The sequence below is a fragment of the Pseudomonas sp. XP1 genome (assembly GCF_053557675.1).
The window spans coordinates 60659-76390 of sequence record NZ_JBNRIJ010000018.1; the positions used below are offsets into that span (position 1 = coordinate 60659).

Consider the following 15732-nt stretch of genomic DNA (forward strand, 5'->3'; position numbering starts at 1 on the left):
CGCCAGCGGCCCCAAAGTTCCGCTAATACTGAAATATCGGCCGTACCGGCAAAGACCTGAGGGTCAGGCAGATGGCAAATGCTGGATAAACGTCACAATCTGCTCGCCCAGCTCCCTTGCCAGCGGCAGTTCAGGGTTGAGGTAGCTGTCGCGCTGCTGGCTCATCGCCTTGGGGCTGATGCGCAGCATGTGGTTCATGCCATCGATCAGCACCAGTCGGGCATCCGGCTTGGCCGCCTTCAGCCGTTCGGCGTCGACCACCCCCACCTGCACATCGTTGCGCCCCTGCACGATCAGCGCGGGCATTGGCAGGCGGGCAAAGGCCGCCGCCGGGTTCTGCTGGAACAGCGAAATCAGATAGGGCTGCACGCTGGGGCGGAACACCTGGCGCAGCGGCGCCGGCACCTCCAGGCTGGTCTGCCCGGCCTGCAGGCGGTCGAGCAGGGCGCTGCCACCGGCCAGTTGTGCCGGCGGCAGGCGCTGGGCCAGCTGTTCGCGCAGCACCTCGGCCAGCGGCCGGCCGCTGCCGGCCAGGGTAATCACCGCGCTGGCACCGGCCTGCTCGGCGGCCAGGCTGGCGATCAGCGCGCCTTCGCTGTGCCCGATCAGGATCAACGGGCCGAAGCGCGGGTCGGCCTTGAGCTTGTGGCTCCAGGCGACCACATCGGCCACGTAGCGCTCCACGCTCAGGTCACGCTCGTCGGGCGTGGCCGGCTGGCTGGCGGCCACCCCGCGCTTGTCGTAGCGCACGCTGGCGATGTGCTCGTTGGCCAGCAACAGGGCCAGGCGCTTGAGGTTGTCGACCCGGCCTGACGCCGGGTTGTTGCCGTCACGGTCGGTGGGGCCGGAGCCGGCGATGATCAGCACCACCGGTGGTGGGATGGCCTGTTGCGGCAGCAGCAGGCTGCCGTGCAGCACGCCCTGGCCGGTGTCGAGGTCGATCGGGCGTTGCAGCACGGTGGGGGCGGCGGCCTGGGCCAGGCCGGTGCACAGCAGGAAGAACAGGGCGACGAGGCGCGACATCATGCGGTACTACATGGGGAGATGAGGGTTTGACCCAGTGTTTGCGGGAAGGTTCGAAGGGGAGGTTGCCTGTACTGGCCACTTCGCGGGTAAACCCGCTCCCACAGGTACAGCGCAATTTTCGCATCTTCTGACCACCCTGTGGGAGCGGGTTTACCCGCGAAGAGGCCAGCACAGGCGATCAATCCATCTGTATACTGCCGCTTTCGTTCACTTCAGGCAGATCTCGCGGAGCGTCCATGTCCGGCAATACCTACGGCAAGCTGTTCACTGTCACCACCGCTGGCGAGAGCCATGGCCCGGCGTTGGTCGCCATTGTCGATGGATGCCCACCGGGCCTGGAAATTTCCCTCGCCGACCTGCAGCACGACCTCGACCGGCGCAAGCCCGGCACCAGCCGGCACACTACCCAACGCCAGGAAGCCGACGAGGTGGAAATCCTCTCCGGCGTGTTCGAAGGCCGCACCACCGGCTGCTCGATCGGCCTGCTGATCCGCAACACCGACCAGAAGTCCAAGGACTACTCGGCGATCAAGGACCTGTTCCGCCCGGCCCACGCCGACTACACCTACCACCACAAGTACGGCATCCGCGACTACCGTGGCGGTGGCCGCAGCTCGGCCCGCGAAACCGCCATGCGCGTGGCCGCCGGCGCCATTGCCAAGAAATACCTGGCCTCCCAGGGCATCACCGTGCGCGGCTACATGAGCCAGCTGGGCCCGATCGAAATCCCGTTCAAGACCTGGGAGTCGGTGGAGCAGAACGCCTTCTTCAGCCCTGACCCTAGCAAAGTGCCCGAGCTGGAGGCCTACATGGACCAGCTGCGCCGTGACCAGGACTCGGTGGGCGCCAAGATCACCGTGGTCGCCGAAGGCGTCATGCCGGGCTTGGGCGAGCCTATCTTCGACCGCCTCGACGCCGAACTGGCCCACGCGCTGATGAGCATCAACGCGGTCAAGGGCGTGGAAATCGGCGCCGGCTTCGCCAGCGTGGCCCAACGCGGCACCGAGCACCGTGACGAACTGACCCCGGAAGGTTTCCTCAGCAACAATGCTGGCGGCATCCTCGGGGGTATTTCCTCGGGCCAGCCGATCGTTGCCCACCTGGCACTGAAGCCTACCTCCAGCATCACCACCCCGGGCCGTTCCATCGACATTGACGGCAACCCGGTGGATGTCATCACCAAAGGCCGCCACGACCCGTGCGTGGGCATCCGCGCCACGCCCATCGCCGAGGCGATGATGGCCATCGTGTTGATGGACCACCTGCTGCGCCACCGCGCGCAGAATGCCGATGTGAAGGTGAATACCCCGGTGCTGGGCCAGCTCTGATTCGCTTGCACTGGCCTTATCGCCGGCAACCCCATAGGCGACCCCATGCAACCAATCCCCTACTGGCGCCTGTCCAGCTTCTATCTGTTCTACTTCGCCCTGCTCGGTTCCACCGCCCCGTTCCTGGCGCTGTACTTCGACCACCTGAGCTTCTCTCCGGCACGCATCGGCGAGCTGGTGGCCATCCCCATGCTCATGCGCTGCATCGCACCCAACCTGTGGGGCTGGCTGGGTGACCGCACCGGCCAGCGCCTGCTGATCGTGCGCCTGGGCGCATTGTCGACCCTGGCCACCTTCGCTCTTATCTTCCTTGGCAAAAGCTACGCCTGGCTGGCGCTGGTCATGGCCCTGCACGCATTCTTCTGGCATGCGGTGCTGCCGCAGTTCGAGGTCATTACCCTGGCCCACCTGCACGGGCAAACCGCGCGCTACAGCCAGGTGCGCCTGTGGGGCTCGATCGGCTTCATCCTCACCGTGGTCGGCCTGGGCCGGCTGTTCGAGTGGCTGAGCCTGGATATCTACCCGGTGGCGCTGGTCACGATCATGGCCGGTATCGTCGCCGCCAGCCTGTGGGTACCCAATGCCCAGCCGGTGGAGCAGGGCGAGCGCACCGGCGCGGGCGGCTTCCTGCAGCAGCTGCGGGCGCCCGGGGTGATCGCGTTCTACGCCTGCGTGGCACTGATGCAACTCAGCCACGGGCCGTACTACACCTTCCTCACCCTGCACCTGGAACACCTGGGCTATGCCCGGGGTGCCATCGGTCTGCTGTGGGCACTAGGGGTGGTGGCCGAAGTACTGGTGTTCATGGCCATGAGCCGCATCTTCGCGCGCTTTTCGGTGCAACGGGTGTTGCTGGCCAGCTTCGTACTGGCGTCGCTGCGCTGGCTGTTGCTGGGCAACCTGGCCGGTGAGCCGGCGGTGCTGGTGTTCGCCCAGGTGCTGCATGCTGCAACCTTCGGCTGTTTCCATGCCGCCAGCATCGCTTTCGTCCAGGCCAGCTTCGGCGCCCGCCAGCAGGGCCAGGGCCAGGCGCTGTATGCGGCGTTGTCGGGCACTGGAGGTGCGCTGGGGGCGTTGTATTCGGGCTACAGCTGGAAACTGCTGGGCCCCACCTTCACCTTTGGTATGGCCAGTGCCGCAGCTTTGGCTGCAGCCGTTATCATTGCCCTTTGTTCGCAACCGACCAGGACCCGCCCCTGATGAGCATTCTCAGCGTTTTCCATCTCTCCAGCCCGGAACTGCCGCACAAGGTGCTGACCCACCACGACGACATCACCGCCACCCTGGCCGAGCAGGGCGTGCGCTTTGCCCATGCCGCGCATGGCCTGCGGGTGCGCCCGGGCACGGCCCAGGACGAGGTGCTGGAAGCCTGTCGCGATCACCTGGACCAGTTGATGACGGCGCACGGCAGCAGGGCCTTCGTGGTGCTCAACCGTGACGGTGAGGCCCCTGCGCAGGTAGATGTGCGCGATGAGCATGTGCATGACGCCGAGGAGGTGTTTGCCGTGGTCAGCGGGCGGGCGCAGGTTGGCCTGCGTTTGGGGGATTGGGTGTATTCGGTGCTGTGCGAGAAGGGCGACCAGCTGGTGGTGCCGGCGGGGACCCGGCGCTGGGTCGAGCTGGGCGATGTACCATTTTGCCTGGCGTTGCGGTTGTATGGCAGCGAGCAGGGGATACAGCCGAGGTTTACCGGAGATGTGACTGCGCGGGCGTTTCTTGGCATCGATGAGTTGTGATGGTTTTGCTGGCCTCTTCGCAGCACAAGGCTGCTTCTACAGGTAAAACGCAAAGCCTGAGGCCGGCGCGGGCCCTGTAGGGGCAGCCTCGTGCTGCGAAGAGGCCAGATCAACCAAAACCAAACTCAGCGATAGGTCGGCAGGGCAAACCGCTGCTGGCTCTGCAGCATCGAAATCACCGGCAACTCGCTGGCCTGCTCGGCCAAATCCCGGCGGATGGCGCTGATCGCCCACGAAAGCTGCTCGGCGCTGTGCAATTGTGAATAGGTCAATACTCGGCGGGTGACCTTGCCATCAGCAGCGCGCAGGGTCAGCAGCACACCACCGTCGGGGCGGGCCTGAGTATTCACCTGGTAGGCCGAAAATACCGAAACGAACTTTTCCTGGATGAGGTCCATATCAACTCCTGGCTGTTGTGTGACAGACGTGAGTCGATCGTTGCAGTGTCCGTGCCAGGAAGTTTTCTTTGAAAATTTCCTTTAATTTCAGGAGGTTACGCACTTTTTTCTTAAGCGCTTCCGTGCAACCTGCACGGTCGTGCATTTTGCACAGTGCATATTGCACGACAGGCGGCCAGCTATCGGCCCGATAGAATCTGAACCTTTGACCCGGCAGCCTTGCCTGACAAAGACTTGGGCAACGATTTCTGCCAGGAGGTTCCAAATGTCCAGCCAACCCACGCCTGCAACCATGACCGACGACGAAACCGCCGCCTTCGCCGAGCAGGTGTTCGAACGTGCCCGCCAAGGTGATGCCGAGATGCTCGGGCGCCTGCTAACCAGTGGCCTGCCGGCCAACCTGCGCAACCACAAGGGTGACACCCTGCTGATGCTGGCCAGCTACCACGGCCATCATGACGCAGTGCGCGTGCTGCTGGCGCATGGCGCCGACCCGCTGATTGCCAACGATAACGGCCAGCTGCCCATCGCCGGTGCCGCGTTCAAGGGCGACCTGGCCATGATCCGCCTGCTGCTGGAACACGGCGTACCGGTGGACGCCGCCGCGCAGGATGGCCGCACCGCGCTGATGCTGGCGGCCATGTTCAACCGCAGCGAGATCCTCGAATACCTGCTGGCCCAAGGAGCCGACCCGGCCCGCCAGGATGCCCGTGGCAGCACCGCGCTGATGGCAGCGCAAACCATGGGGGCCGTGGACGCCGCAGCGCGCCTGCAAGTGCTGGCCGGCTAACCGCAAGGGGGCATTTGCGGCTATCCTTGGCGACTTTTCACCCGTCGCAGGCCCCCTTTCATGAAAACTCAGTTGCTCGAATTCATCAGCCTCATTGGCGCTGGCTGCATGCGCGAGGAAGACATCGAGCGCATCGCCGACGAGGCCGCCCAGGCCTACGCCGACCCCGCCGCTTTCCTGGCCGCCAACCCCGACATCAACTACGACGACAGCTTCCCCATCCCGCTGGGCGAATGGGTGGTGCTGGGCAGCCTGCCGGACACCGTGGTGTTCCAGGCCGACAGCTACCAGGAGCTGTTCCAGCAGATCAGCGATTCGTTCGACCAGAGCGTGCCGTTTACCCTCAAGCCCAAGCAACTGGCCCGCACCGAGCCGCTGACCGCACTCAACCGCATCCAGGTGCAGATGGGGGCGTTGAACAAAGAGGCGGGTGGATATGTGCTACTCAACTTCAGCCAGTTGCTGGATGACGAGCTGCAGATGGTGATGGTGGGGCAGAACGATCTGGCGCGGGTGCTGGAGCTGGGGGCAGAGGTGGGGATCAAGGTCGAGCCGGCCCTGGAGGCCTTGAAGGTCGCCGTGCACGTCTGATTTCCGCGGTTGCTTCTTCGCGGGCATGCCCGCTCCCACAGGATAATCACTGGGCCCGAGGGCAGTGGAATCCTGTGGGAGCGGGCAAGCCCGCGAAGAGGCCGGTTCAGGCAACCTGAATAGTCAGCCCAGTGCGGTATCCAGGAACATCATCACCGCAAACCCACCCATCAACCCCAGGGTCGCCGCTGTCTGGTGCCCATTGCGGTGGGTTTCGGGAATCACCTCGTGGCTCACCACAAAGATCATCGCCCCTGCCGCCAGCCCCATGCTCACCGGGTAGGCCAGGGCAAAGCCGGTAGAAATCCCCAGGCCGATCACCGCGCCCAGCGGCTCCATCAGCCCCGACCCGATCGCCACCAGCGCAGCCTTCAGGTTCGACAACCCGGTAGCGCGCAAGGCCAATGCCACCGCCAGCCCCTCGGGGATGTCCTGGATGGCGATGGCGCTGGTCAGCGGCAGGCCGATGTTCATGTCGCCATTGGCAAAGCTCACGCCAATGGCCATGCCCTCAGGCAGGTTGTGCAAGGTAATCGCCAGCACGAACAACCACACCCGGCTGATGCGCTCGGCCTCCGGGCCGCAAGGGCCGGTGCTTTCGTGTTCATGCGGGGTGAAGCGGTCCAGGCCCAGCATCAGCAGCACGCCCAGGCCCATGCCCAGCACCACGGTAAAGGCCGCGGCCGGGCCGTTGCCGGTAATTTCGCGGGCGGCATCCAGGCCCGGCAGAATCAGTGAAAACGAACTGGCCGCCAGCATCATGCCGGCGGCAAAACCCAGCATCACATCCTGCGTGCGCGCCCTGACATCGCGCAGCACCACCGCCAACACCGCGCCCAGTGCCGTGGCACCAAAGCCGGACAACCCGCCCAGTGCGGCCAGGTGCAGGTTTTCAGCGTGGTCGCCGTTCACCGCGTTCCACAGGCTTGCCCCGAGCAGTACCAGTACCACCAGCAGGCTAAGGGCCAGGCCAGCACCTATCCATGGGTTGTCGTGCATCTGTTGGCGCCAGGCGCTGACGGGCGATGGCAGGGCAACGGGGTGGGTATTAGCGGGGGGCATGGCAACCTCGAAATCGATGGATACAGCAGTTTAAGCAGTGACCCGCGCAAACGGCCAAGGATTCCCTTCTATCGACGTGATAGCCGGCTATGCTGTGCAGCAAAAGCTTTTGACAGGAGTTTTGGCATGGGGTCGACGTTCAACAGCCTGGTCGGGCTGATCATTCTGGCGCTGGATATCTGGGCCATCCTCAATGTGATCAAGAGTGGCAGCGAAGTGGGCATCAAGGTGTTGTGGATCCTGCTGATCGCCTTGCTGCCGGTGGTGGGGCTGGTGATATGGGCGATCGCCGGGCCGCGGGGGAGGATCTGAATGGCTGTGCCGGCGATAGGGCCGGAACAGACAAAACCCGCAACACCCCCGTGACAAAATTTTCACATTGGTTTAAACAGAATCCGCACCCGCACAATGCTGCGTTGGTATACACCTGCGCCATCTCCGCAAACCCGCAATCCTAGGACCTTCCCATTCATGGCTAACCCGGACGCCTTGAAGCAACGGGGCGCGCGAGCGTCGTTCTCGCCCACCCTGAAATCCCACCTGGCCTACACGCTGCTCAGCGGCCTGGTGATCATGCTGATGCTCAGCCTCGTGCGCCTGGCGCTGCTGGTCTACAACAGCGACATGATCGGCGATACCCCCAATGCGACCGTCGCCGAAGGCTTCCTCAACGGCTTGCGCTTCGACCTGCGGGTGGTGGTGTACATCAGCATTCCGCTGCTGCTGGCCATCCTCAGCCCCTGGGCCATGGCCCGGCGTGGCCTGTTCCGTTTCTGGCTGACCATCACCTCGAGCGTGGTGATGTTCCTCGGCCTGATGGAGATGGACTTCTATCGCGAGTTCCACCAGCGCCTCAACGGCCTGGTGTTCCAGTACATCAAGGAAGACCCGAAGACCGTGCTGAGCATGCTCTGGTACGGCTTCCCGGTGGTGCGCTACTTGCTGGCCTGGCTGTTCGGCACCTGGCTGCTGAGCCTGCTGTTCAAGGGCATCGACCGCATGACCCGTGGCAATGGCGACGGCGAGGTCACCCTTCAGCGCCGCGCGGCCCCGTGGTACAACCGCCTGGCGGTGTTCATGGTCATCCTGCTGGTGGCCGTGGTCGCCGCCCGTGGCACCTTGCGCCAGGGCCCGCCGATGCGCTGGGGTGATGCTTTCACCACCGATTCCAACTTCGTCAACCAGTTGGGCCTGAACGGCACCCTGACCCTGATCGATGCTGCCAAGAGCCGCTTCGGCGAAGACCGCGCCAACATCTGGAAGCCGGTGCTGGAGCAGGATGTGGCCACACAGAGCGTGCGCGAGCAATTGCTGACCGCCAACGACACTCTGGTCGATGCCGACGAGGCAGCCATCCGCCGCGACTTCGTGCCGCCGGCCGAGCGCACCCTGCCGATCAAGAACGTGGTGGTGATCCTGATGGAAAGCTTCGCCGGCCACTCTGTGGGCGCGCTGGGCAGCCCCAACAACATCACCCCGTACTTCGACAAGCTGGCCAAAGAGGGCCTGCTGTTCGACCGCTTCTTCTCCAACGGCACCCATACCCACCAGGGCATGTTCGCCACCATGGCCTGCTTCCCCAACCTGCCAGGCTTCGAATACCTGATGCAGACCCCGGAAGGTGGCCACAAGCTGTCCGGCCTGCCGGCCTTGCTCAGCGCCCGCGATTACGACGACGTGTACGTCTACAACGGCGATTTTGCCTGGGACAACCAGTCCGGGTTCTTCGGCAACCAGGGCATGACCACCTTCATTGGCCGTAACGACTTCGTCAACCCGGTGTTCTCCGACCCGACCTGGGGCGTGTCCGACCAGGACATGTTCGACCGCGGCGCCGAAGAGCTGGCCAAGCATGATGGCAAGAAGCCTATCTACGCGCTGCTGCAGACCCTGTCCAACCACACCCCGTACGCGCTGCCCAAGGACCTGCCGGTAGAGCCGGTAACCGGCCAGGGGCGCCTGGACGAGCACCTGACCGCCATGCGCTATTCGGACTGGGCGCTGGGGCAGTTCTTCGAAAAGGCGCGCAAGGAGCCGTACTTCAAGGAAACCCTCTTCGTCATCGTTGGCGACCATGGTTTTGGCAACCACCAGCAGGTCACCGAGCTGGACTTGGGCCGCTTCAACGTGCCGCTGCTGCTGATTGCCCCGGGCATCCAGGAAAAGTTCGGTGCGGTCAACCACACCGTGGGCACCCAGGTCGACATCGTGCCGACCATCATGGGCCGCCTGGGTGGCCAGGCCCGTCACCAGTGCTGGGGCCGCGACTTGCTCAACCTGCCTGAGGGCGACCAGGGCGTGGGCATTATCAAGCCATCGGGCAGCGAGCAGATCGTCGGCCTGGTGCAGGGCGACCGCATCCTGATCGAGTCCAAGGACATGACCCCGCGCATGTACCGCTACCAGCTGGGCAGCGAGTTCAAAGCCGAGCTGATCGAAAGCCCGGACCAGCCAGAGATGCTGAAAAGGCTGGAAGCGTATATCCAGACCGCGACCAAGAGCCTGCTGGATAACACGGCCGGTGTAGTGCACGGCACGCCGAAGTAATAGCTGGATCGCCAGGCGGACCTGGGCCGTGTGGGAGCGGCCTTGTGTCGCGAAAGGGCTGCGCAGCAGCCCCAGATCCAGTATCCATGCATAAATCGCCGGGGCCGCTTTGCGGCCCTTTCGCGACACAAGGCCGCTCCCACAAAAAGCCGCACCGCTACCAAGTCATCTGACTGAACATTCTCCCCACCTAAAGGTCACTTGTTTCAGGCATCACACACCCGGTGTTCGTTGACTGAGAGGGGTCGTTCGATGAAAGAGTGGGAAGTCATTTTTGCCGACCAGAAAGGCGTGCTCACCACCCTGACGCTGCGCGCCGAGCAGTGCCCCAGCGAGGAGGATGCCGCGCGGGCCATCCGTTCGCACCTGTTTCCGGTGATGGACGAACTGGACCTCAACGACTTCCAGGACCGCGCCATTTCCCCCACTGCACGCTGGCTCAAGGAGCAGAGTGGCGTGACCATCACCAGCATCCACGAAACGCCCTGAACCACACGTTTGCGTGGTGCCCTGGCAGGCACTACGCTGCAAGAAGGTGCCAGTCTATTCTGCGGGGCGGCACCGCATCCCTTCGCGTCTTGCATCAGCTCGAACTGCCCGGCCGCTGCCGGCAGGTGCGTAGTGCACGGAAAGTCTATCCATCGCATTATTCAGGAGGACGTTTCATGAGCAGCCAGAACGACGATATCAGCAGCAACGTCCTGCGCCAGATGAAGGCAGGCGGTTTCGACTTCACCCAGATCCACCCCATCGAGTTCTACGCCATATTCCCCGACGAAGCAGGGGCCCGCCGTGCGGCCGGGCAGTTTCGCGGTGAATCGCTGAATGCCCAGGTGAAGGAGCTGGGCGACGGTGCCTGGCATCTGGAACTGAGCAAGGTCATGTATGCCACCCATGGCGGGATTGGCGACTTCGAAGAGGCCTTCGAGCAGCTGGTGACACCTTATGGCGGTGAGGTGGAAGGTTGGGGGGTCAAGCAGGAGCGGCCCATAGCCTGAGAGTTTTGTGTTGCCTTCTTCGCGGGCTTGCCCGCTCCCACAGGTACCCCACAGTATTCAGGCCTGTGGTGATCCTGTGGGAGCGGGCAAGCCCGCGAAGAAGCACACACAGCCCTCAAGGCCTGCGCCCAGCCATATGCCTCAAATAGGCCAGCAATTCATCCAGCTCCGGTTCACTCAAGACACTTTCTGCAAAACCCGGCATCTTCGCCTGCGGCCACTGCCGCAAACTCTGCGGGTCACGAATCAGCTGGCGTAGATATTCGGGCCGAAAATACTCGGTCGGGTTATGCGGCACATTCAGGTCCGGCCCCACCTGTGCATCCCCCGCGCCGTTCAGCCGGTGACACGCCAGGCAGTTCTGCTGGAACAAGGCAAAGCCCCGGCGCACCGGGCTTTCGGCCGGCAGCTTCGGGTCGGGCAGCAGCGCCGGAAAACGCGCCTCGACAGAAGCCAGCTTGCGAATGGTCGAAATCTGGAACGGCCACTGTTCCGGGCGGATGCCGCTGGCCTGTGGTGCAGTCCACACCAGGTAGAACGGCCCCGCACTCGGCTTGCCCTGGCCCAGTGGTGGCCACGGCCGGCCCGGTTCTTCCACCGCCAGCCACGCCTGTGCCGGCCCGTGCTGCAACAGCGGCGCTGCCGGCATTTCGGCGGCAAAGCCGTCCAGCGCCACCGCTTGCAGATGGTCGCTGGCGCTCACGCCATCCAGCAGCGCGGCCAGCGGCACCGCCCTGTAACGCATGGGCTGCTTGTAGGAAACGTCCTGGTCGATGCTGATGTCCCGGGCCTGCGGGTGGACGAGCAGGTCTGCACTGCTCCACTCGCGCGTCGTGGCGCCCAGTTCAAGGTGCAGCTGCGCCGCCGACAGCGGCAGGCTCAGGAACAACACTAACAGTGCAAGGCAGTGGCGCATGGGTAATCTCCGACCATCAAGGCCAGCAGGTTACCTGTGCGTTGCCTGTTGGCGCCACAGCAGCGGTCAGCCGAACAAACGTGTGAGGTTCGGCAGGATCAGCAGCAAAGTCGTGGCGAAGAGAATGAGCCCAGCTTGGCGAATTTTCGATTGTCTGAACATGGCGGACCGCCTTCTTGTTGTTATTCCTGAATACCCGTTGGCTTCCTTGTCGCGCTTCGGGTCGATCGCAGTGGCGTTGCGTGACGCCTGAACTGCCTGCCTCTTGAAAGTGGATATACAACCAACAGTAGGGTGTGCGTCATCCATGTTTGAGAACCCTTTGTTCTAATGCTGTTGATCGTTGATTTCTTCTGGCTATGAGGCCAAATGCCAGCTGGCTGGCATGCTCTCGCTAGACGGTGGCGCAAGTGCCAGCAGGGCCCCGACGAAATGTGACCGTTCGTCAGTGCGGCCTACTTGCTTGTACGTGCCTTTCGCGTCAGTCTCTACAGCAGATTCCCACCCATGTCGTTCAGGACTATCCCTATGTCGTTACGCATCTGCATCCTTGAAACCGATGTCCTGCGACCGGAGTTGACCGCGCAGTACCAGGGCTACGGCAGGATGTTCGAGCAGCTCTTCTCGCGTCAGCCGATCGCCGCCGAATTTCGTGTGTACAACGTGATGAACGGCGATTACCCCGCCGACAACGAGGTGTTCGATGCCTACCTGGTGACGGGCAGCAAGGCCGACTCGTTTGGTACCGACCCGTGGATCCAGACGCTCAAGGCCTACCTGTTGAAGCTGTACGAGCGTGGCGAGAAGCTGCTGGGTGTGTGTTTCGGCCACCAGTTGCTGGCGTTGACCCTGGGTGGCAAGGCCGAGCGTGCCGAGCAGGGCTGGGGCGTGGGTATCCATCGCTATTCGCTGGCAGCCCATGCGCCCTGGATGGACCCGGAGGTATCGGAGCTGACCTTGCTGATCAGCCACCAGGACCAGGTGACCGAGCTGCCGGAAGGCGCCACGGTGATCGCCTCCAGCGACTTCTGCCCGAACGCGGCGTACCACATTCGTGACCAGGTGCTGTGCTTCCAGGGGCACCCGGAGTTCGTGCACGACTACTCCCGCGCACTGCTCGATGCGCGCCAGGAGTATCTGGGTGATGAGGTGTACCACAAGGCCGTGGCCAGCCTGGCCACCGAGCACCAGGGCGACCTGGTGGGGAAGTGGATGTTGCGGTTTATCCAGCAGCCGGTGAGCAAGCACGACGCGGCGTGAGGGCCCCGGGGCCGCAAAGCGGCCCCGACAATCTCAAAGCCAGCCAGACTTCTTGAAGCTGGCATACAACGCGGTACAACCCAGCCCGATCACCCCCAGCACCCCGAAATACCCATAGTGCCACCCCAGCTCCGGCATGTTCTGGAAGTTCATCCCGTAAATGCCGGCAATTGCGGTGGGGAACGCCAGGATCGCCGCCCAGGCTGCAAACTTGCGTTGCACGATGCTCTGCCGTGACGACTCCAGCAGCATGCCGATCTCGATGGTCTGGCTGGCGATGTCGCGGATGCCAGCCAGGTCTTCCATCTGCCGTGTCACGTGGATCTGCACATCACGGAAGTACGGGCGCATGTTCTTGTCGATGAACGGGAAGCTCAGGCGCTGCAGTTCCTCGCTCACTTCCACCATCGGTGCCACGTAGCGGCGCAGGCGCAGGATGTCGCGGCGCAGGCTGTGCAGGCGGCGGATATCGTCCTCTTGCAGCGAACCGCCAAGCACGCTCTGCTCCAGCTCTTCGATCTCGCCATGAATGGCCTCGCTGACCGGCTGGTAGTTCTCGGTGACGAAGTCGAGCAGGGCGTACAGCACGAAGTCTTCGCCGTGCTCCAGCAGCAACGGCCGCGCCTCGCAGCGCTGGCGTACCAGGGCATAGGATTTGGAGTGGCCGTTGCGGCAGGTGATGATGTAGCCGTTGCCGGCGAAGATGTGGGTTTCGATGAACTCCAGCTTGCCTTCGTGGCGCACCGGCGAGTAGGTGACGATGAACAGGGCGTCGCCAAAGGTTTCCAACTTGGGCCGGCTGTGCTTTTCCAGGGCGTCTTCGATGGCCAGCTCGTGCAGGTTGAACTGGCACTGCAGGTTGGCCAGTTCCTCTGCGTTGGGCTCTTCAAGGCCGATCCATACAAAGTGCCCTGGCTTGCGCGCCCATTCGCTGCCTTCATCGATGCTGATGTTGGTGACCTTTCTGCCGGCGCTGTACACCGCCGATGCCACGACTCGACCCATGGTTGTTCGCTTATTCCGGTTGGACACGGGTTACAGCTTGGGCTGTAGTGGGCGCAAGAGCAACCTAGCGCTTGGCCAGTTCCCCTTCCATGCGGTCGATGCATTGCTGCATCTGCCCCCGGCATTGTTCGATCAGCGCTGGCAGGTCCTGCAGGGTCATGCCCGCCGTGGCGATCGGTGGCAGCGAGCGTACGATCACCGTGCGCTGGCGCCAGCTGTTCAGGCTCAGGCGCCCGGCATAGCGGCTGACGCAGACTGGCACGATCGGCACACCGGCCTCGATGGCCATGTGAAACGCGCCTTTCTTGAAGGCCAGCAGGTGCTCGCCGGGGTTGCGCGTGCCCTCGGGGAAAATCCAGATCGAGGTGTCGTCCTGAAGGACCCGGGTGGTCTTCTGCATGGCCTTGCGTGCCTGGTAGGCGTTCTTGCGGTCGACCAGCACGTTGCCACCCAGCCAGAACAACTGGCCGAACAGCGGGATCCAGCCCAGGCTTTTCTTGCCGATGGCGACGGTGCGCTGCGGCACCACCTGGCCCAGCACGAACAGGTCGAAGTTGGACTGGTGGTTGGCGACGATCACGCAGCCTGGCGGCTGGTCCCACAGCGGGCCGACTTCGGCCTTGACCCTGATACGCATCAGCCAGGTGGCCGGCAGGCTGTAGAGGCGTGCGAACACGCGGCTGTTATCGGGGTTGAAGGGGCGGCACAGGCCGATGACCAGGCCCAAGGTGCCAACGGCAAGGAAATGCAGCGCCAGCAGGAACATGCGCAATGAATAAAGCATGGTACGACTCACACCAGACAGTCGCCGGGCAGTGTACGGCTGTGCACTGGTTGGGGCAAACCCGAGGTGTGAACCTGTGATGGCCCTTTCGCGGGTGAACCCCCTCCCACAGGATCACCACACCTTCAAGGTTGGGAGTTCCCTGTGGTAGCGGGTTCACCCGCGAAGAGGCCGGCAATGTCAACCCATATGCTGCTGGTCCAGCTCGATCGCCTTGTCCAACGCTTCCAGCAACCCTTTGCGCACCTTCAGCTTGGTGTTCTTGTGCGCCAGCATGTTCAGCTTCTTCAGCTCCCAAGCCGCCGCCAGTGCCGCATCCTGCAACTGCTCGGCCGGCACCACCTTGTCGAGGAAGCCGGCGTCCACCGCGCCCTGCGGGTCAAACACCTCGGCATTGATCACCGAGCGGTGGAAGGCCGAGCGGCGCAGGCGGTCGCGGGCCAGTTCGATGCCGGCATGGTGCATGGTCATGCCGATCTGCACTTCGTTCAGGCAAACCTTGTACGGCCCTTCGACGCCAATGCGATAGTCGCCCGAAAGCAGCAGGAAGGCGCCCTTGGCCACGGCATTGCCTGGGCAGGCGACCACCACGGGGAACGGGTGCGACAGCAGGCGGCGGGCGAGGGTGGAGCCGGCGGTGACCAGGCTGATCGCCTCCTTGGGGCCGCTGGTCATCACCTTGAGGTCGTAGCCGCCAGACAGAATGCCGGGCTGCCCGGTGATGATCACCACCGCGCGTTCTTCCGTGGCGCGGTCGAGCGCGGCGTTGAAGGCGGCGATAACGTCGGGCGAGATGGCGTTGACCTTGCCGTTGTTCAGGGTAAGGGTGACGATGCCGTCTTCGGCGTGGTAGGTAATCAGCTCGCTCATGGCAGAGTCCTTTTGTTGGCGTGGCGACGACGTTACCCAGCGCCAGGGGCGAGGTAAAGCAGTAAGGCTGACTGGTCGGTCAGCGTTCGCCGGGGCTCAAATGCAAATGCATGAAAAAATTGAAAAAAATGCTTGCCAAAGGGAAGCTCTTTCACTAAATTAGCGCACCTCGACAGGCTGCAAGGCTTGAAGAGCAACGGTGAAGTGTCCGAGTGGTCGAAGGAGCACGCCTGGAAAGTGTGTATACGAGAAATCGTATCAAGGGTTCAAATCCCTTCTTCACCGCCACATTCTACGAAGAGCCCTCGAGCTGAGAAGCCGGGGGCTTTTTGTTTTTGGGGCCTTTGGGGGCCGCTTTGCGGCCCTTTCGCGACACAAGGCCGCTCCTACAAAGGTGCGCGGTCCCCTGTAGGAGCGGCCT

Annotated in this window: 18 protein-coding genes and 1 tRNA gene; 11 read left to right on the plus strand and 8 right to left on the minus strand. The window is 63.3% G+C overall.

The window, feature by feature from the left end; all coding sequences use genetic code 11:
- Window positions 1-63: 63 nt before the first annotated feature.
- Window positions 64-1026, minus strand: coding sequence for an alpha/beta hydrolase (locus tag ACK1U9_RS16625; RefSeq protein ID WP_108480550.1), 963 nt, complete (start codon window positions 1024-1026; stop codon window positions 64-66).
- Between the two features lie 236 nt (window positions 1027-1262).
- On the opposite strand from ACK1U9_RS16625, the gene aroC reads away from it, so the two are divergent.
- The 3 genes from aroC to ACK1U9_RS16640 are packed head-to-tail and all read left to right on the plus strand — an operon-like array spanning window position 1263 to window position 4090.
- Window positions 1263-2354 (plus strand): chorismate synthase, encoded by a 1092-nt coding sequence (gene aroC / locus ACK1U9_RS16630; RefSeq protein ID WP_046615505.1) that lies wholly within the window; start codon window positions 1263-1265, stop codon window positions 2352-2354.
- 45 nt (window positions 2355-2399) lie between these two features.
- Window positions 2400-3554 (plus strand): MFS transporter, encoded by a 1155-nt coding sequence (locus tag ACK1U9_RS16635; RefSeq protein ID WP_449110037.1) that lies wholly within the window; start codon window positions 2400-2402, stop codon window positions 3552-3554.
- Window positions 3554-4090, plus strand: a complete 537-nt coding sequence (locus ACK1U9_RS16640; RefSeq protein ID WP_449110038.1) for an oxidase — start codon at window positions 3554-3556, stop codon at window positions 4088-4090. The genes ACK1U9_RS16635 and ACK1U9_RS16640 overlap by 1 nt, the downstream gene beginning before the upstream one ends.
- 125 nt (window positions 4091-4215) lie before the next feature.
- On the opposite strand, the gene ACK1U9_RS16645 is transcribed toward ACK1U9_RS16640, so the two are convergent.
- Window positions 4216-4488, minus strand: a complete 273-nt coding sequence (locus tag ACK1U9_RS16645; protein ID WP_046615502.1) for a DUF3509 domain-containing protein — start codon at window positions 4486-4488, stop codon at window positions 4216-4218.
- A 265-nt stretch (window positions 4489-4753) separates the two neighbouring features.
- Between ACK1U9_RS16645 and ACK1U9_RS16650 the strand changes: the two genes are divergently transcribed.
- Together ACK1U9_RS16650 and ACK1U9_RS16655 are read left to right on the plus strand one after the other, a co-directional pair.
- A complete protein-coding gene (locus tag ACK1U9_RS16650) occupies window positions 4754-5278 on the plus strand; it encodes an ankyrin repeat domain-containing protein (protein WP_046615501.1) in 525 nt (174 codons plus the stop codon).
- 60 nt (window positions 5279-5338) lie between these two features.
- A complete protein-coding gene (locus ACK1U9_RS16655) occupies window positions 5339-5869 on the plus strand; it encodes a hypothetical protein (RefSeq protein ID WP_046615500.1) in 531 nt (176 codons plus the stop codon).
- Window positions 5870-5992: 123 nt separating this feature from the next.
- Here the strand turns inward: ACK1U9_RS16655 and ACK1U9_RS16660 are convergent, their stop codons facing one another.
- Window positions 5993-6931 carry a ZIP family metal transporter gene (locus ACK1U9_RS16660; protein WP_046615499.1) on the minus strand — a complete coding sequence of 313 codons (939 nt, stop codon included), beginning with the start codon at window positions 6929-6931 and terminating at the stop codon, window positions 5993-5995.
- A gap of 126 nt (window positions 6932-7057) precedes the next feature.
- On the opposite strand from ACK1U9_RS16660, the gene ACK1U9_RS16665 reads away from it, so the two are divergent.
- From ACK1U9_RS16665 to ACK1U9_RS16680, 4 genes are all read left to right on the plus strand, one after another.
- Window positions 7058-7243, plus strand: coding sequence for a PLDc N-terminal domain-containing protein (locus ACK1U9_RS16665; protein WP_449110039.1), 186 nt, complete (start codon window positions 7058-7060; stop codon window positions 7241-7243).
- Between the two features lie 159 nt (window positions 7244-7402).
- Complete coding sequence (locus ACK1U9_RS16670) at window positions 7403-9478, plus strand: LTA synthase family protein (protein WP_449110040.1); 2076 nt, start codon at window positions 7403-7405, stop codon at window positions 9476-9478.
- A 252-nt stretch (window positions 9479-9730) separates the two neighbouring features.
- Window positions 9731-9967, plus strand: coding sequence for a hypothetical protein (locus ACK1U9_RS16675; protein ID WP_046615497.1), 237 nt, complete (start codon window positions 9731-9733; stop codon window positions 9965-9967).
- Window positions 9968-10143: 176 nt separating this feature from the next.
- Window positions 10144-10476: a ribonuclease E inhibitor RraB gene (locus ACK1U9_RS16680; RefSeq protein ID WP_003260395.1), complete on the plus strand. Its 333-nt coding sequence runs from the start codon at window positions 10144-10146 to the stop codon at window positions 10474-10476.
- 115 nt (window positions 10477-10591) lie between these two features.
- On the opposite strand, the gene ACK1U9_RS16685 is transcribed toward ACK1U9_RS16680, so the two are convergent.
- Window positions 10592-11392 (minus strand): c-type cytochrome, encoded by an 801-nt coding sequence (locus ACK1U9_RS16685; RefSeq protein WP_108480552.1) that lies wholly within the window; start codon window positions 11390-11392, stop codon window positions 10592-10594.
- Between the two features lie 66 nt (window positions 11393-11458).
- A complete protein-coding gene (locus ACK1U9_RS16690) occupies window positions 11459-11701 on the minus strand; it encodes a hypothetical protein (protein WP_146190377.1) in 243 nt (80 codons plus the stop codon).
- Window positions 11702-11920: 219 nt separating this feature from the next.
- Between ACK1U9_RS16690 and ACK1U9_RS16695 the strand changes: the two genes are divergently transcribed.
- Window positions 11921-12652, plus strand: coding sequence for an amidotransferase (locus ACK1U9_RS16695; RefSeq protein WP_108480553.1), 732 nt, complete (start codon window positions 11921-11923; stop codon window positions 12650-12652).
- A gap of 33 nt (window positions 12653-12685) precedes the next feature.
- Here the strand turns inward: ACK1U9_RS16695 and ACK1U9_RS16700 are convergent, their stop codons facing one another.
- The 3 genes from ACK1U9_RS16700 to ACK1U9_RS16710 form a co-directional block, all read right to left on the minus strand.
- The gene (locus ACK1U9_RS16700) at window positions 12686-13657 is read right to left on the minus strand and encodes a magnesium and cobalt transport protein CorA (RefSeq protein ID WP_046615495.1); all 972 of its coding nucleotides are present in this window, start codon (window positions 13655-13657) and stop codon (window positions 12686-12688) included.
- A gap of 64 nt (window positions 13658-13721) precedes the next feature.
- Window positions 13722-14441, minus strand: coding sequence for a lysophospholipid acyltransferase family protein (locus ACK1U9_RS16705; RefSeq protein WP_046615494.1), 720 nt, complete (start codon window positions 14439-14441; stop codon window positions 13722-13724).
- 180 nt (window positions 14442-14621) lie between these two features.
- Window positions 14622-15311 (minus strand): crotonase/enoyl-CoA hydratase family protein, encoded by a 690-nt coding sequence (locus tag ACK1U9_RS16710; protein ID WP_196173486.1) that lies wholly within the window; start codon window positions 15309-15311, stop codon window positions 14622-14624.
- A gap of 198 nt (window positions 15312-15509) precedes the next feature.
- Here ACK1U9_RS16710 and ACK1U9_RS16715 point away from each other — a divergent pair.
- Window positions 15510-15599 (plus strand) — tRNA-Ser (locus ACK1U9_RS16715).
- Window positions 15600-15732 lie beyond the last annotated feature (133 nt).

Coding starts and splice junctions, on each gene's coding strand:
- ACK1U9_RS16655 (WP_046615500.1), top strand. CDS start 5,339: ATGAAAACTCAGTTGCTCGAATTCATCAGCCTCATTGGCGCTGGCTGC.
- ACK1U9_RS16705 (WP_046615494.1), bottom strand. CDS start 14,441: ATGCTTTATTCATTGCGCATGTTCCTGCTGGCGCTGCATTTCCTTGCC.
- ACK1U9_RS16685 (WP_108480552.1), bottom strand. CDS start 11,392: ATGCGCCACTGCCTTGCACTGTTAGTGTTGTTCCTGAGCCTGCCGCTG.
- ACK1U9_RS16640 (WP_449110038.1), top strand. CDS start 3,554: ATGAGCATTCTCAGCGTTTTCCATCTCTCCAGCCCGGAACTGCCGCAC.
- ACK1U9_RS16680 (WP_003260395.1), top strand. CDS start 10,144: ATGAGCAGCCAGAACGACGATATCAGCAGCAACGTCCTGCGCCAGATG.
- ACK1U9_RS16665 (WP_449110039.1), top strand. CDS start 7,058: ATGGGGTCGACGTTCAACAGCCTGGTCGGGCTGATCATTCTGGCGCTG.
- ACK1U9_RS16700 (WP_046615495.1), bottom strand. CDS start 13,657: ATGGGTCGAGTCGTGGCATCGGCGGTGTACAGCGCCGGCAGAAAGGTC.
- aroC (WP_046615505.1), top strand. CDS start 1,263: ATGTCCGGCAATACCTACGGCAAGCTGTTCACTGTCACCACCGCTGGC.
- ACK1U9_RS16670 (WP_449110040.1), top strand. CDS start 7,403: ATGGCTAACCCGGACGCCTTGAAGCAACGGGGCGCGCGAGCGTCGTTC.
- ACK1U9_RS16660 (WP_046615499.1), bottom strand. CDS start 6,931: ATGCCCCCCGCTAATACCCACCCCGTTGCCCTGCCATCGCCCGTCAGC.
- ACK1U9_RS16695 (WP_108480553.1), top strand. CDS start 11,921: ATGTCGTTACGCATCTGCATCCTTGAAACCGATGTCCTGCGACCGGAG.
- ACK1U9_RS16690 (WP_146190377.1), bottom strand. CDS start 11,701: ATGGATGACGCACACCCTACTGTTGGTTGTATATCCACTTTCAAGAGG.
- ACK1U9_RS16625 (WP_108480550.1), bottom strand. CDS start 1,026: ATGATGTCGCGCCTCGTCGCCCTGTTCTTCCTGCTGTGCACCGGCCTG.
- ACK1U9_RS16635 (WP_449110037.1), top strand. CDS start 2,400: ATGCAACCAATCCCCTACTGGCGCCTGTCCAGCTTCTATCTGTTCTAC.
- ACK1U9_RS16645 (WP_046615502.1), bottom strand. CDS start 4,488: ATGGACCTCATCCAGGAAAAGTTCGTTTCGGTATTTTCGGCCTACCAG.
- ACK1U9_RS16710 (WP_196173486.1), bottom strand. CDS start 15,311: ATGAGCGAGCTGATTACCTACCACGCCGAAGACGGCATCGTCACCCTT.
- ACK1U9_RS16650 (WP_046615501.1), top strand. CDS start 4,754: ATGTCCAGCCAACCCACGCCTGCAACCATGACCGACGACGAAACCGCC.
- ACK1U9_RS16675 (WP_046615497.1), top strand. CDS start 9,731: ATGAAAGAGTGGGAAGTCATTTTTGCCGACCAGAAAGGCGTGCTCACC.